The 13,874-nt window shown below is 72.6% G+C and carries 11 protein-coding genes; 5 read left to right on the top strand and 6 right to left on the bottom strand.

Features of this window, described 5'->3' with window-relative positions; all coding sequences use genetic code 11:
* Positions 1 to 108: 108 nt before the first annotated feature.
* On the bottom strand, positions 109 to 1,215 hold the full coding sequence (locus HCN56_RS17485; RefSeq protein WP_167972226.1) for an amidohydrolase family protein: 1,107 nt from the start codon (positions 1,213 to 1,215) through the stop codon (positions 109 to 111).
* 449 nt (positions 1,216 to 1,664) lie between these two features.
* Between HCN56_RS17485 and ectA the strand changes: the two genes are divergently transcribed.
* From ectA to HCN56_RS17460, 5 genes are all read left to right on the top strand, one after another.
* Positions 1,665 to 2,162: a diaminobutyrate acetyltransferase gene (ectA, locus tag HCN56_RS17480; RefSeq protein ID WP_167972224.1), complete on the top strand. Its 498-nt coding sequence runs from the start codon at positions 1,665 to 1,667 to the stop codon at positions 2,160 to 2,162.
* 236 nt (positions 2,163 to 2,398) lie between these two features.
* On the top strand, positions 2,399 to 3,667 hold the full coding sequence (gene ectB, locus HCN56_RS17475; RefSeq protein WP_167972222.1) for a diaminobutyrate--2-oxoglutarate transaminase: 1,269 nt from the start codon (positions 2,399 to 2,401) through the stop codon (positions 3,665 to 3,667).
* A 182-nt stretch (positions 3,668 to 3,849) separates the two neighbouring features.
* Complete coding sequence (locus tag HCN56_RS17470) at positions 3,850 to 4,254, top strand: ectoine synthase (RefSeq protein WP_167972220.1); 405 nt, start codon at positions 3,850 to 3,852, stop codon at positions 4,252 to 4,254.
* A 130-nt stretch (positions 4,255 to 4,384) separates the two neighbouring features.
* The gene (gene thpD / locus HCN56_RS17465; protein ID WP_167972218.1) at positions 4,385 to 5,284 is read left to right on the top strand and encodes an ectoine hydroxylase; all 900 of its coding nucleotides are present in this window, start codon (positions 4,385 to 4,387) and stop codon (positions 5,282 to 5,284) included.
* A gap of 226 nt (positions 5,285 to 5,510) precedes the next feature.
* Positions 5,511 to 6,953, top strand: coding sequence for an SLC13 family permease (locus tag HCN56_RS17460; RefSeq protein WP_312871281.1), 1,443 nt, complete (start codon positions 5,511 to 5,513; stop codon positions 6,951 to 6,953).
* A gap of 80 nt (positions 6,954 to 7,033) precedes the next feature.
* Here the strand turns inward: HCN56_RS17460 and HCN56_RS17455 are convergent, their stop codons facing one another.
* The 5 genes from HCN56_RS17455 to HCN56_RS17435 form a co-directional block, all read right to left on the bottom strand.
* Positions 7,034 to 8,473: an NCS2 family permease gene (locus tag HCN56_RS17455; RefSeq protein ID WP_167972216.1), complete on the bottom strand. Its 1,440-nt coding sequence runs from the start codon at positions 8,471 to 8,473 to the stop codon at positions 7,034 to 7,036.
* Positions 8,474 to 9,110: 637 nt separating this feature from the next.
* Positions 9,111 to 9,752, bottom strand: a complete 642-nt coding sequence (locus HCN56_RS17450) for a hypothetical protein (protein WP_167972214.1) — start codon at positions 9,750 to 9,752, stop codon at positions 9,111 to 9,113.
* A gap of 111 nt (positions 9,753 to 9,863) precedes the next feature.
* A complete protein-coding gene (ahcY, locus tag HCN56_RS17445; RefSeq protein WP_167972213.1) occupies positions 9,864 to 11,300 on the bottom strand; it encodes an adenosylhomocysteinase in 1,437 nt (478 codons plus the stop codon).
* A gap of 283 nt (positions 11,301 to 11,583) precedes the next feature.
* Positions 11,584 to 12,837, bottom strand: coding sequence for a mannose-6-phosphate isomerase, class I (gene manA, locus HCN56_RS17440; protein ID WP_167972211.1), 1,254 nt, complete (start codon positions 12,835 to 12,837; stop codon positions 11,584 to 11,586).
* 92 nt (positions 12,838 to 12,929) lie between these two features.
* The coding region (locus tag HCN56_RS17435; protein WP_167972209.1) for an SIS domain-containing protein at positions 12,930 to 13,874 on the bottom strand (945 nt) is incomplete at its 5' end.

Below are 13,874 nucleotides of genomic sequence, written 5' to 3'. Positions count from 1 at the left end.
CGCGAGCCCGACGCAGCGGCCCGGACCGGCCGCCGGGGGTACCGTCAGCCCGCGGCACCGGGGGCCGGCACCGCGTGGGCCGGCGCCGCGGGGGCCGGGAGCGGCGGATCAGGCGACGACGCGCCCGTTGAGCACCACGCGCCGCGGGGCCGCCATGACGCGGACGTCGTCCCGCGGGTCGGCGGCGTAGACGACGAGGTCGGCGGGCGCGCCCTCGGTGAGCCCGGGACGGCCCAGCCACGCCCGTCCGCCCCAGGAGGCGGCGGCGACGACCTCGGCGGCCGGGATGCCCGCGCGGACGAGTTCGGCGATCTCGCGGGCGATCAGGCCGTGCGGGATGGTGCCGCCGGCGTCGGTGCCCGGGTAGACCGGCACGCCCGCCTCCCAGGCGGTGCGCACCGTCTCGTAGCGGCGGGCGTGGAGCGCCCGCATGTGCGCGGCCCAGCGCGGGAACTTCCCCTCCCCGCTCGCGGCGAGGTCCGGGAAGGTCGCGATGTTGACCAGGGTCGGGACGATGGCCACCCCGCGCTCGGCGAAGGCCGGGACGGTCTCGGCGGTGAGGCCGGTGGCGTGCTCGACGCAGTCGACACCCGCCGCCAGGAGGTCGGGCAGCGACTCGGCCGCAAAGCAGTGGGCGGTCACCCGGGCACCCTCCTCATGGGCGGCGGCGATGGCCTCCCGGAGCGCGCCGGCGGGCCAGCACGGGGCGAGGTCGCCCCGCTCGCGGTCGATCCAGTCCCCGACGAGCTTGACCCAGCCGTCGCCGGCGCGGGCCTCGCTGCGCACCCGGGCGGGCAGCTCGGCGGGGTCGATCTCGTGGCCGTAGTTCCGGATGTAGCGGCGCGGGCGGGCGATGTGCCGGCCGGCGCGGATGACGCGGGGCAGGTCCTCGCGCCCGTCGATCCAGCGGGTGTCGGAGGGGGAGCCGGCGTCGCGGAGCAGGAGCACCCCCGCCTCGCGTTCGGTCACCGCCTGCTTCTCGGCCGCGGCGGCGTCGATCGCGCCGTGCCCGTCGAGGCCGATGTGGCAGTGGGCGTCGATCAGGCCGGGCAGCGCCCACCCCGAGACGGTGACGGCGTCGCGCGTGTCGGCCGGCGGGGTGAGGCTCACGCGACCGTCGACGGCCCAGATCTCGTCGAGGACGTCCTCGGGACCGGGCCCGGTGAGCACGCGGCCGGTGACGCGGAGGACCGGCCGTTCCTGGGGTGAAGTCATGGCGGCAGGCTACGAGTTGTACGGCTGTGACGCACCGGCACTGTCGGGGATTTCTGTGGCATTGTGCGCTGATGAAATCCGCGGAAACGCAACCGGATGAATACGGGGCGCTTACGGCACCTAGGGTCCCATCTGCTGCTGCCCAGACCCCCGATGCCTAAACAAAACGCATTGAGTTTCACTGGATCAACGATTGGCCGTCGCAGAAGTCATCGATGTTACGGATCTGTGACCAAGCCAACACCCTGTCCGGTTCGCGTGGAAATATCAGCACGAACCCTGCCGTACCACCCCTCGATCCGGGCTACTTTCACGGCCTCCCCATAGCACATTCCAGCCCCGCTGTGAACCGCGCCTGGCGATGCAATCTTCGCACTTGCTGGGTAAATTCGATAGACATGACCTCCGCACAAGCAGACCATGCACGTGCCCCCGTTAAAAGCGCAGAAATGCCCGAGGGATTGAAGCTCGACTATCCACGCCTCGAGGACGGCGCGGCGCTCTGGCGCATCGCGCGGGACTCACGGGTTCTCGATCTCAACTCCTCCTACAGCTACTTGCTGTGGTGCCGCGACCACAGTGCCACGTCCATCGTGGCGCGTGACGCGGACGGTGACCCGGTCGGCTTCATCACCGGCTATCTGCGCCCGCAGGATCAGCGCACCCTCTTCGTCTGGCAGGTCGCCGTTGACCACAGCCAGCGCGGACGCGGTCTGGCGGCGGCGATGCTCGGAACGCTGGTCGCCCGCACCGCGGAGGAACTGGGCGTGGAGTTCGTGGAGACCACGGTCACCCCGGACAACGCGCCCTCCAACCGGTTGTTCACCTCCTTCGCCGATCGGCACAGCGCACCGATGCGCAGCGACGTCCTGCTCGACGCCGACGTGTTCCCCGACGACGGCCACGAGCCGGAGGTGCTCCACCGCATCGGGCCCCTGGCCGCCTGACGGAACCACCGCACGCCCCGGACCACCTCCGCAGCCAGCTCCGCGCCGCCGCACCGGACAACGACGTACCGGACCGCGCCGCGACCGCTCCCCCACCCCGGGAGCGAAGTCGTACCCAGCGCCCCGACGCGCCGCGCGACGCCCGCAGGTGGACGACGCGCCGACCGACGACGCACCGCGACGGGACGCCCACCGGCCTGCATCCCGCACGCACCCGAACCTCAGGAGAGAACGCCGTGACCATCACCCAGCCCGACCTCAGCGTCTTCGAGACCGTCGAGTCGGAGGTTCGCAGCTACTGCCGCGCCTGGCCCGCCATCTTCGACCGCGCCCAGGGCAGCTACCTCTTCGACGAGGACGGCCACCGCTACCTCGACTTCTTCGCCGGCGCCGGGTCTCTGAACTACGGGCACAACAACCCGGTCCTCAAACGCGCCCTGCTGGACTACCTGGAGCGCGACGGGATCACCCACGGCCTGGACATGTCCACCACGGCCAAGCGGGCGTTCCTGGAGACCTTCCGCGACGTGATCCTGCGCCCCCGCGACATGGACCACAAGGTGATGTTCCCGGGCCCGACCGGCACCAACGCCGTGGAGTCGGCGTTGAAGCTGGCGCGCAAGGTCAAGGGGCGCGAGTCCATCGTCTCCTTCACCAACGCCTTCCACGGCATGTCGCTGGGGTCGCTGGCGGTCACCGGCAACGCCTTCAAGCGCGCCGGCGCCGGCATCCCGCTGGTCCACGGCACCCCGATGCCCTTCGACGACTACCTCGACGGGCGCACGCCGGACTTCATCTGGTTCGAGCGGCTGCTGGAGGACTCGGGCTCGGGCCTCAACCAGCCGGCCGCCGTGATCGTGGAGACGGTCCAGGGCGAGGGCGGCATCAACGTGGCCCGCGCCGAGTGGCTGCGCGCCCTGGCGGACCTGTGCCGCCGGTACGACATGCTGCTCATCGTGGACGACATCCAGATGGGCTGCGGCCGCACGGGTGCCTTCTTCTCCTTCGAGGAGGCGGGCATCCAGCCGGACATCATCACCGTCTCGAAGTCGATCAGCGGCTACGGCCTGCCGCTGGCGCTCACGCTCTTCAAGCCGGAGCTGGACGTCTGGGAGCCCGGTGAGCACAACGGCACCTTCCGCGGCAACAACCCGGCGTTCGTGACCGCCGCCGCCGCGCTGGACGCCTACTGGCACGACGGCCAGATGGAGAAGCAGACCATGGCCCGCGGCGAGCAGGTCGAGGCCGCCCTGGCGGGCATCGTCCGGGAGAACCCGGACGCCGGCGGCCACTTCCGGGGCCGCGGCCTGGTGTGGGGCATGGAGTTCCCCGACAAGGAGCGCGCGGGCCGCATCTGCCGCCGCGCGTTCGACCTCGGCCTGCTGGTCGAGACCTCCGGCCCGGAGAGCGAGGTCGTCAAGCTGCTGCCGGCGCTGACCATCTCGCCCGAGGAGCTGGACGAGGGGCTGCGCATCCTGGCCCGCGCGGTGCGCGAGGCCGGCTGACCAGCCCGATCTGGGCCCCGGGGCCGGACGGCGCTCCACCCGTCCGGCCCCCTGCCCGGGGCGCGCACCCGCGCGTCCCGGTGAACCCGTTGTAACGACGGCGGCACCGTCCGGTGAAGGTTCGCCTCAGAGGTTTCGCGCTGCGGCTTGCCGGACCGTCCGCAGGAAGGCACCGTGAAGAAGTGATCGTCCGTTCCCTCAGCGACATCGAAGGCACCGACCGGGACGTGAAGTCCGCGTCCGGCACCTGGCGCAGCAAGCGGCTGGTCCTCGCCAAGGAGCGCGTTGGCTTCTCGCTGCACGAGACGGTGCTCTACGCGGGTACCGAGACGTCGATGTGGTACGCCAACCACATCGAGGCCGTGCTCTGCGTCGAGGGCGAGGCCGAGCTGACCAACGACGACACGGGCGAGGTGCACTGGATCCGTCCGGGAACCATGTACCTGCTCGACGGACACGAGAAGCACACCCTGCGACCCAAGACCGACTTCCGCGTGGTCTGCGTCTTCAACCCGCCGGTCACCGGCCGGGAGGACCACGACGAGAACGGCGTCTACCCTCTGCTCACCGAGCCCGCGGAGGATTGACGCACACAAGGGGCCCCGGCTCCGGGCTAACGCCACCCCCTCGGAACGCGCCGGCGGCGCCGGTTCGGCCCTTTTCGGGGGCGGCACGGGACCAGCTCACGCAAGAGATCAATCGAGAGGATGGCACACCATGACGACCGCACCCGCGCAGATCGCCGACCTCTACCCCACGCGCGGTGAGAGCGAAGTGATCACCGACCGCCAGGACCCGGTTGTCTGGTCGGAACCCGGCACGCCGGGCCCGATCGGCGCCGCCGACCTGGCGTCCTTCGACCACGACGGCTTTCTCGCGATCGACGCACTCATCACCCCGGACGAGGTGGAGCTGTACCACGGCGAGCTGGAACGGCTCACCACCGACCCGGCGGTCAAGGCCGACCCGCGCTCCATCGTGGAGCCCCACTCGGACAAGATCCGTACGGTCTTCGAGGTCCACCGCATCAGCGAGGTCTTCGCCTCCCTGGTCCGCGACCCGCGCCTGGCGGACCGCGCCCGGCAGATTCTCGGCTCGGACGTGTACGTCCACCAGAGCCGCATCAACGTGAAGCCGGGCTTCGGTGCGACCGGCTTCTACTGGCACTCCGACTTCGAGACCTGGCACGCGGAGGACGGGATGCCCCGCATGCGGGCGGTCTCGGTCTCGATCGCCCTCACCCGGAACCACGACACCAACGGCGGGCTGATGATCATGCCCGGCTCCCACCGCACCTTCCTGGGGTGTGAGGGCGCCACGCCGGAGGACAACTACAAGAAGTCGCTGCAGATGCAGGACGCGGGGACCCCGTCCGACGAGCAGCTGACGCGCCTGGCGGACGCCCACGGCATCAAGCTGTTCACGGGCGCGGCGGGCTCGGCGACCTGGTTCGATTGCAACGCGATGCACGGCTCGGGGGACAACATCACGCCGTTCCCGCGTTCCAACGTCTTCATCGTCTTCAACAGCGTGGAGAACACCGCGGTGGAGCCGTTCGCGGCCCCGGTGCCGCGGCCGGAGTACATCGGCGCACGGGACTTCACCCCGGTGCGCTGACCCGGGGGCCGGACGCCGCGTCAGACGTCCTCGGGGCGACAACCCTGAGCGTCCCGCGACGGCAACGCGGCGTCCGGCAACCGAAGGTGCTTGTCACGGGGTGGGCCCGGTGGGAGGTTGGCACGGCTCAGAACCAACTCTCCCAGGGGTGAGAATGCCCGTCGGCAACAACAGCGGTACCGAAGAAGCGGATGCGCCCCCGGTGGCGAATCCCGACACACCGAGGGTGCGCCCCCGACAGTGGATCGGCCTGGGCCTCGGCGTCGTGCTGGCGGTGGCCGTGCGACTGGCGGCTCCTGACTCCCTGTCCGCGGACGCGAAGAACGTCGCAGCGGTCGCCACGCTGATGGCGGTGTGGTGGATGACCGAGGCGCTCCCCCTCCCGGCGACCGCCCTGGTCCCTCTGGTGCTGTTCCCCCTGCTGGGCAACGCACCGTTCTCGGACGTCGCCTCGCCGTACGCGAGCGACACGATCTTCCTCTTCATGGGCGGCTTCGTCCTCGCGGTCGCGATGCAGCGCTGGAACCTGCACACGCGGTTCGCGCTGTCCACCGTGCTGCTCGTGGGGACCAGTCCGGGCCGCATGGTGGCGGGTTTCATGATCGCCACCGGTCTGCTGTCGATGTGGATATCCAACACCGCCACCGCGGTCATGATGCTCCCGATCGGCATAGCCGTCCTGGGGCTGGTCGCCCAGCTCGGCGACGGCAAGAGGGACCCCAACTTCGCGACCGCGCTGATGCTCGGCATCGCCTACGCCGCGTCCATCGGGTCGCTCGGCACCCTGATCGGTACACCGCCGAACGCGTTCCTGCGCGAGTACCTGCAGAGCGCCCACGACATCTCCATCGGCTTCTTCCAGTGGATGCTCTTCGGTGTACCGCTGGCAGCCGTCTTCCTGGCGATCGCCTGGTTCGTGCTGACGAAGCTGGTGTTCCGCGCCACGCTGACCGAGATCCCCGGTGGTCGCGAGATGATCGCCGAACGCAAGCGGGAACTCGGCCCGATGAGCCATGCCGAGCGCACCGTCCTCGCGGTGTTCGGCCTTGCCGCGGTGTCGTGGGTGGTGGTCCCCCAGCTGGACGGGATGTGGGACTGGCCGGAGCGGTTCGGCGACTCCGGGGTGGCGGTCTGCGCCGCGGTGCTGCTCTTCCTGCTCCCGGCCGACCGCTCCGGCGGTGCACGCGTCCTGGTCTGGGAGGACACCAAGGAGATCCCGTGGGGCATCCTGCTGCTGTTCGGGGGCGGCCTGAGCCTGTCCGCCCAGTTCGGTGAGAGCGGGCTCAGCGAGTGGGTCGGCGAGCAGGTCACCGGGCTCGACGCCATCCCGGTCGTGCTGCTGGTGATCTCCGTGGCCGCGCTGGTGCTCCTGCTGACCGAGCTGACGAGCAACACCGCGACGGCCGCGACCTTCCTCCCCATCATGGGAGGCGTGGCCATCGGTCTCGGGCTCGACCCGATGCTGCTGACCGTGCCGGTGGCGCTGGCGGCCACCTGCGCCTTCATGCTCCCCGTGGCGACCCCGCCGAACGCCATCGTGTTCGGCTCCGGGCAGGTCACCATCGGGCAGATGCTCCGCGGCGGTGTCCTGCTCAACGTCGTGGCGCTGGTGCTGTGCACGCTCTCGGTGTACACCGTCGGAGCGCTGGTGCTGGGCATCGCGCTCTGAGGGCAGCCGGGAACGGTCCCGGGAAGCCGGACGGCCCCGCCCCCTCTTTCCGAGGGGGCGGGGCCGTCCGGCTGCTCCGATCAGCGGACCCCGAGGATCTGTTCGATGGGGTCGATCGCGAAGAAGACCACGAAGGCCACCGCGGTCGCCCACATCAGCCAGTGCACCTCGCGGACCCGGCCCAGCGCGGTCTTGACCACGACGTAGGTGATGAACCCGGCGCCGATGCCGTGGGTGATGGAGTAGGTGAACGGCATCACCGCGATGATCACGAACGCCGGGATGGCGATGTCGTAGGCCTTCCAGTCCACGCCGACGACCTGCGTCATCATCAGGAAGCCGACCACGACCAGCGCGGGTGAGGCGGCCTGGGCGGGGACGGTGGCGGCCAGCGGCGCGAAGAACAGCGCCAGAGCGAAGAGCCCGCCGGTCACCAGGTTGGCGAGCCCGGTACGGGCCCCCTCCCCCACGCCGGAGGCCGACTCGATGTAGGCCGTGTTGGAGGAGGCGGAGCAGGCGCCGCCGCCGACGGTGGCGAGGCCGTCCACCAGCAGCAGCCGGCCCAGCCGCGGCGGTCGGCCGTCCTTCAGCAGCCCCGCCTCGTTGGTCACCGCCACGGCGGTGCCCATGGTGTCGAAGAAGTCGGTGAGGAAGAGGGTGAAGATCAGCAGCAGCACGGTGATGACGCTGATCTGACCGAACGCACCGAAGAGGCTGAACTCGCCCACGAGGCCGAAGTCCGGCATGGCCACGATGTCGTCGACGCCGCGCGGCAGCTCGGGGGTGGTGAGCCCCCAGGCGATGTCGTCGGCGAGGGTGTTGATGGCGACGGCCAGCGCGGTGGTGGCGACGATGCTGATCAGGATGGCGCCCTTGACCTTGCGGGCCATCAGCACGAACGTCAGCAGCAGGCCGACGCAGAAGACGAGGACCGGCCAGCCGCGGAGCACCCCGCCGTCGCCGAGGGTCACGGGGGTGCCGTCGCCGGGCCCGGCGAAGCCCGCGTTGATCACGCCGATGAAGGCGATGAAGAGGCCGATACCGACGCCGATGGCCTGCTTGATCGGCATCGGGATGGCCTGCATGACCTTCTCCCGCAGCCCGGTCAGGGCCAGCGCGATGATCAGCAGCCCCTCCAGGACGACCAGGCCCATCGCCTCGGGCCAGGTCATGAGCGGCGCCAAGCCGTAGGCGACCATCGCGTTGAGGCCGAGTCCGGCGGCGAGGGCGATCGGCAGGTTGGCGGTGACGCCCATGAGGATCGTCATGACCGCCGCGACGAGGGCGGTGACGGTGACGAGCTGGCCGATGTCGAGCTGGTCGCCGTTGACGTCGGTGCTGCCGCCGAGGATCACCGGGTTCAGAACCAGGATGTAGGCCATGGTGAAGAACGTGACCAGGCCGCCGCGGAGCTCCCGGCCGACGGTCGAACCGCGTTCGGCTATCTGGAAGAACGCGTCCAGGCGCCCCGCGGGCGTCTTCGCGCCCGGGGCGGCGTCGTCGGTCGGGGTCGTGCTCATGGGTGGTCCTCACGGAGGTCGCGTCGGCGCCGGGACGGCGGGAACGCAGCGATTGTGCCTGACAGGGACACCTCCGTCCCAGCCAGGTCCGGAACGGAAACGGCGCCGTAACCCGCCGTCACGCGGCGTGGCGCGGTTTCGGGGACTGCGTGGTGGGGGCATGAGTCACCGGCGGGGTTCGGCCGTGCCGCGGGCGGCGCGGCACGAGCCGCCGCAACGGGTCGGTCCGCAGGGCCGGTTGGTTCCGTCCGGCTGGGGGCTGCCCCCTGCGGCCGGGTGTCGGGGCGCCGCCTCGCCGCTGCCGGGCGGGCCGGCGGGCCGGGCCGGCGGGCGGGCGGTGCGCTTGTCGGACATGGGCTGCTCCTCGGGGACGAGTGGTCGGGCACGGAACCGCCGGCGCCACGGCCGGTCGGCAGGGGAGGGGTAGGGGCCGGGACAGGGCGTCGGGCCCGGCGGCCGGCACGGGCACCGTCGGACAGGAAGCACCACGCCGGGCGCGCCCGGCGGCGGCGCGGCCCCCGCCGGTACGACGCCCGCCGGTACGACGCCCGTCGCGTCGGCACCGCCGCGGCCGGCACCCGACAGCACCGGTGGCGGGTTCTCCCTGCCCGGATGAGCGACCGGCCGGGCCCCGCCTTCACCCCTCGGGTTCCGGCAGCGGCAGGGTGTCGTACGCGGAGGGGGGCCCGTCGAGTTCCTCCAGCACGACACCCGGCGCTGCGAGCACCACGTCGCCGGCGAGATGGACCAGCGACCGGTCGCCCGTGGCGAGGTCCTCCACGCGGTAGTCGTGGACGGTGAGCGTCCCGGCCTCCGGGTCGTGGTGGTCCTCGCTCGCGGCGAGCGACCACGCCTGGTCGAGGGTGAGCGGCGCGAGCACGGGGTCGGTCAGCGCGACGAGCCGGACCCGTGCGGCGCGCCCGGCGGCGGGGCGCAGCAGCCGGGCCAGGGCCACCAGGAACGCGGGTGAGGTGCCGGTGAACGCCCGGGCGGGCGCGTGGCCCTCCTGTGCATGGGCCCCGGTGGCGTCGGTCCGCACCCACCGCACCCCGTCGAGCGCGGCGCCGCGCACCTGCCAGTCGCCGGCGGCCGCCTCCACGCGGATCGGACGTCCGAGGTCGTCGAGGGCCAGGTCGAGCCGGCCGGTGGTGGTGCCGTCGGGCGCGGTGCGGTGGGCGACGTAGCGCCACCCGGTGGGCCCGGGGGCGCACCGGAACCGTTCCTCGCCGAGGGGGGTGTGGTCGTGCGGGTCGTGGAGGGTGTAGCGGCCGCTGGGCATGGGCGCCACCGTACCGAGCGGCCGGGCGGTGGGGCGGACGCGGACGGGCCGCCCCGGGTGGGGCGGGCCGTCGGTGGTGCGTCGCGCGCCCCTGCCGGGCGCTGCCGGAGCTCAGTAGCGGTAGTGGTCCGGCTTGTAGGGGCCCTCGACGGGGATGCCGAGGTAGGCGGCCTGCTCCTCGGTGAGCGTGGTGAGCTTGGCCCCCAGCGCGTCGAGGTGGAGGCGTGCGACCTTCTCGTCGAGGTGCTTGGGGAGCACGTAGACCCCGGTGGGGTACTCCTCGGTCTTCGTGAACAGCTCGATCTGCGCGATCGTCTGGTTGGCGAAGGAGTTGGACATCACGAACGACGGGTGGCCGGTCGCGTTGCCGAGGTTGAGCAGGCGCCCCTCGGAGAGCACGATGAGCTTCTTGCCCGTGGGGAAGGTCCAGGTGTGGACCTGGGGCTTGACCTCGTCGCGGACGACGTCCGGCAGCTGCGCCAGGCCGGCCATGTCGATCTCGTTGTCGAAGTGGCCGATGTTGCCGATGATCGCCTGGTGCTTCATCCGGGCCATGTCGGGGGCGAGGATGACGTCCTTGTTCCCGGTGGTGGTGATGAAGATGTCGGCGGTCTCGACCACGTCGTCCAGGGTGGCGACCTGGTAGCCGTCCATCGCCGCCTGGAGCGCGCAGATGGGGTCGATCTCGGTGACGATGACGCGGGCGCCCTGGCCGCGGAGCGACTCGGCGCAGCCCTTGCCGACGTCGCCGTAGCCGCAGACGACGGCCGTCTTGCCGCCGATCAGCACGTCGGTGGCGCGGTTGATGCCGTCGATCAGCGAGTGGCGGCAGCCGTACTTGTTGTCGAACTTCGACTTGGTGACGGCGTCGTTCACGTTGATGGCGGGGAAGAGGAGCGACCCGTCGCGGAACATCTCGTAGAGGCGGTGGACACCGGTGGTGGTCTCCTCCGTCACCCCGCGGATCTCCGAGGCGGCCTGCGTCCACTTGCCCGGCGTCTCGGCGAGCGTGCGGGTCAGCAGCTCCAGGATGACGCGGTGCTCGTCGTTGTCGGCGCCCTCCGGGGAGGGGACCTCGCCGGCCTTCTCGTACTCGACGCCCTTGTGGAGCAGGACGGTGGCGTCGCCGCCGTCGTCCAGGATCATGTTCGGGCCGCCGGTGGGGGTGTCGCCCCAGGTGAGCGCCTGCTCGGTGCACCACCAGTACTCCTCCAGCGTCTCGCCCTTCCAGGCGAAGACGGGGATGCCGGCGGCGGCGATGGCCGCGGCGGCGTGGTCCTGGGTGGAGAAGATGTTGCAGGAGGCCCAGCGGACCCGGGCGCCGAGCGCCACGAGGGTCTCGATGAGGACCGCGGTCTGCACGGTCATGTGCAGCGATCCGGTGATGCGGGCGCCGGCGAGCGGCTGCGACTCGGCGTACTCGGCGCGGATGGCCATCAGGCCGGGCATCTCGTGCTCGGCGAGGGAGATCTCCTTGCGGCCGAACTCCGCCAGGGCGATGTCCGCGATCTTGAAGTCCTGGAAGTCCTGCGGGATGGCGCTCGTCATGAGCGGCTGCTCCTCAGCTGTGTCGGAAGTGGGCAGGATGCGGCGGCCGCCGCATGGCGGCCGACCGCGCAGTCCGTCGGAGGGCCTTCTTTCCCCTCGGCCGGGGCGGCCTCACGGCCGTCCGGCTGCCATCAGCAGCGACATCGCACGTCGTTCCCGAGGCTAACAGCCGCCCCCGACGGCGCGCCACGACGCGAGGTGGCGCGGGCCGGGCGGGCGGCCGGGGCGCGCCGCCCACCCGGGACCTCGCCTCGGAGCGCGACCGGTTCGGAGCGCGACCGGCTCAGAGCGCGACCGTCGCGCGGAAGAGCGTCCCCTCCCCCGTGCAGGCGGGCACGGGCCCGGACGCGGCGACGTACGCGGCCTGGCCCGGGGTGAGCACCGTGTGGGCCCCGTCGCCGGCGGTGAGGCGGACCCGGCCCTCGGTGCAGAGGAGGATCTGCGGCCGCCCGGCGGGCGGGGTGACCGGGGCGTCGTCCGCGGTGAGCCGGCGGCGGGAGAGCCGGAACTCGGTCACCGGCGTCTCGTAGTGCTCCTCCCCGTGGGCGTCGCGGACGGGGAGCAGCACCCGGGGGTCGCCGCCGGTGAAACGGACGATCCGCAGTAGTTCGGGGACGTCGACGTGCTTGGGGGTGAGCCCGCAGCGCAGGACGTTGTCGGAGCCGGCCATGATCTCGACGCCCAGTCCCCCGAGGTAGGCGTGGGGGACGCCCGCGTCGAGGAACAGCGCCTCCCCCGGCGCGAGTCGGACGTGGTTGAGCAGCAGGGCGGCGATGACGCCGGCGTCCCCGGGGTAGCTCCGCGCGAGCCGGGCGTAGGCCGCGCAGGCCGCGGCGAACTCCCCGCTCTCTGAGGCCAGTCGGGCGGCCGCCCGGGCGACGTGCGCGACCGTGGCGGCCGTGGTGTCGTCGGCGCCGGGCTCGGCGGCCGCGGGGGCGTCTGCGGCGCCGGCAGCCGCGCGGCCCGCGGTGAGGACGGCGGTGAAGACCTGCCGCAGTGCCGTGCCGTCGCGGTCCTCGCGGAGCGCCGCGGCGTGGCCGGCGAGCGCGGGGACGCCGAGCTCGTCGAGGAGCCGTGCGGTGCGGGCCGGTGCCCGGAATCCGCAGAGACCCTCGAACGGCGTGAGGGCGCAGATCAGTTCGGGCTTGTGCTGGTCGTCCTTGTAGGTGCGGTGCGGCGCGTCCAGCGGCACGCCCCGCGCCTCCTCGGCCGCGTGGCCGGCGGCGGCCTGCGCCAGGTCGGGGTGGACCTGGAGCGACAGCGGGGCGTCGGCGGCGAGCAGCTTCAACAGGAACGGCAGGCGCGGCCCGAAGGCGGCGTGGACCTCGGGGCCGACCTCGGTGTCGGGGTCGGCGGCGATGACGTCGGCGAGGCTCACCGGTCCGGCCCCGCGGTCGAGTCGGGACGGGGCGCCGGGGTGGGCGCCCAGCCACATCTCGGCCTGGGGTTCACCGGTCGGCTCGACTCCCAGCAGGGCGGGGATGGCCGTGGTGGAGCCCCAGGCGTAGGGGCGCACGGTGGTGTCGAGTCGTTCCATGGTGGTGGCTGCTCCAGTGCGGTCGCGGTCTTCGCTGCTGCATCACGGGCCGGCGGGCGGGTCCGTGACGGGCCGCGCGGAGACGGCCGCAGTCATGATCGGGCGGCCGCGGTGAGCGTCAGGTAAACGGCGGTGAAATCGAGCTGGGCGAGGAGTTCACCGGCGGTCTCCAGGGGATGGCCGCCCTCAGCGGCGGTGAGTTCGCCGAAGGCGACGCCGTGGTGCTGGGCCAGGTCGCGCGCGGCCGCGGCGGCCCGCGGCGGGAGGTCCGCGCCGGGTGGCAGGTCGGTCGGGGCGGGGCTGTCGAGCAGCACCACCCGGGGGTGGAGTTCCGGCTCGTCGTCGGCGCGGTCGCGGAAGAAGTCGTCCGGGTCGCCGCCGCGCCGGGCGGTGAGCAGCGCCGCGTGCGCGGTCAGCGCCTCGGGCAGCGGAGCGGTCAGCGCGGGTACGCCGGGCAGCGCGTGCAGCAGCCGGACGGCGTGCCGGGCCACGGCCCCGGCGAGGTCGCCCTCACTCCACAGCAGCGGCAGCGCGCCCTGGCACGCGGCGGCGAGCGTCCGGGCCGGGTTCTCCGCGGTGGGGACGACCGGCCCGCACCGCTCGGCGACCGTGTCGAGGCGGTCGGCGAGCGCGGCGACCGCGGCGTCGTCGGCGTCGCAGACCCCGAGCCGGTGGCCGAGCATCAGGGTGGCGGTGAGGAGCGGCCAGTGGCCCGCCGCGGCGGCGGGGTGGTCGGCCGGCTGGAGGTGGTCCGCGGTGGTGGCGGGCAGCGCGGGTCCGCGGCGGCGAGCGGTGGCCTCGGCGAGCGGGGAGCCGGCGGGGGCGACGGAGGCGAGCGCGCAGCCGCGGCGGTGCGCCTGGTCCAGGAGTTCGACCAGTCCGCTCTCCGAGCCGTCGGCGCTGGTGAGGACCACGACGTCCAGCGGGCCGGCCCAGCGCGGGAGCCGCCAGCGGAGCAGTCCGGGGTCGGCGGCCGGGCCGGTGGCGGCGAGGTGCGCGACGCGCACGGCCCCGTCGCCGAGCGCGCCGAGCAGCCC

Origin of the sequence: Streptomyces lonarensis (genome assembly GCF_012033735.1) — a bacterium.
Classification (GTDB): Bacteria; Actinomycetota; Actinomycetes; order Streptomycetales; family Streptomycetaceae; genus Streptomyces; species Streptomyces lonarensis.
Note: the sequence above shows the minus strand (reverse complement) of the source record. Positions and strands in the feature narration are given on the sequence as shown.

Excerpts from the sequence above, each read along its gene's own strand:
- HCN56_RS17485 (WP_167972226.1), bottom strand. The coding sequence starts at position 1,215 with ATGACTTCACCCCAGGAACGGCCGGTCCTCCGCGTCACCGGCCGCGTG.
- ahcY (WP_167972213.1), bottom strand. The coding sequence starts at position 11,300 with ATGACGAGCGCCATCCCGCAGGACTTCCAGGACTTCAAGATCGCGGAC.
- ectA (WP_167972224.1), top strand. The coding sequence starts at position 1,665 with ATGCCCGAGGGATTGAAGCTCGACTATCCACGCCTCGAGGACGGCGCG.
- manA (WP_167972211.1), bottom strand. The coding sequence starts at position 12,837 with ATGGAACGACTCGACACCACCGTGCGCCCCTACGCCTGGGGCTCCACC.
- HCN56_RS17455 (WP_167972216.1), bottom strand. The coding sequence starts at position 8,473 with ATGAGCACGACCCCGACCGACGACGCCGCCCCGGGCGCGAAGACGCCC.
- thpD (WP_167972218.1), top strand. The coding sequence starts at position 4,385 with ATGACGACCGCACCCGCGCAGATCGCCGACCTCTACCCCACGCGCGGT.
- HCN56_RS17450 (WP_167972214.1), bottom strand. The coding sequence starts at position 9,752 with ATGCCCAGCGGCCGCTACACCCTCCACGACCCGCACGACCACACCCCC.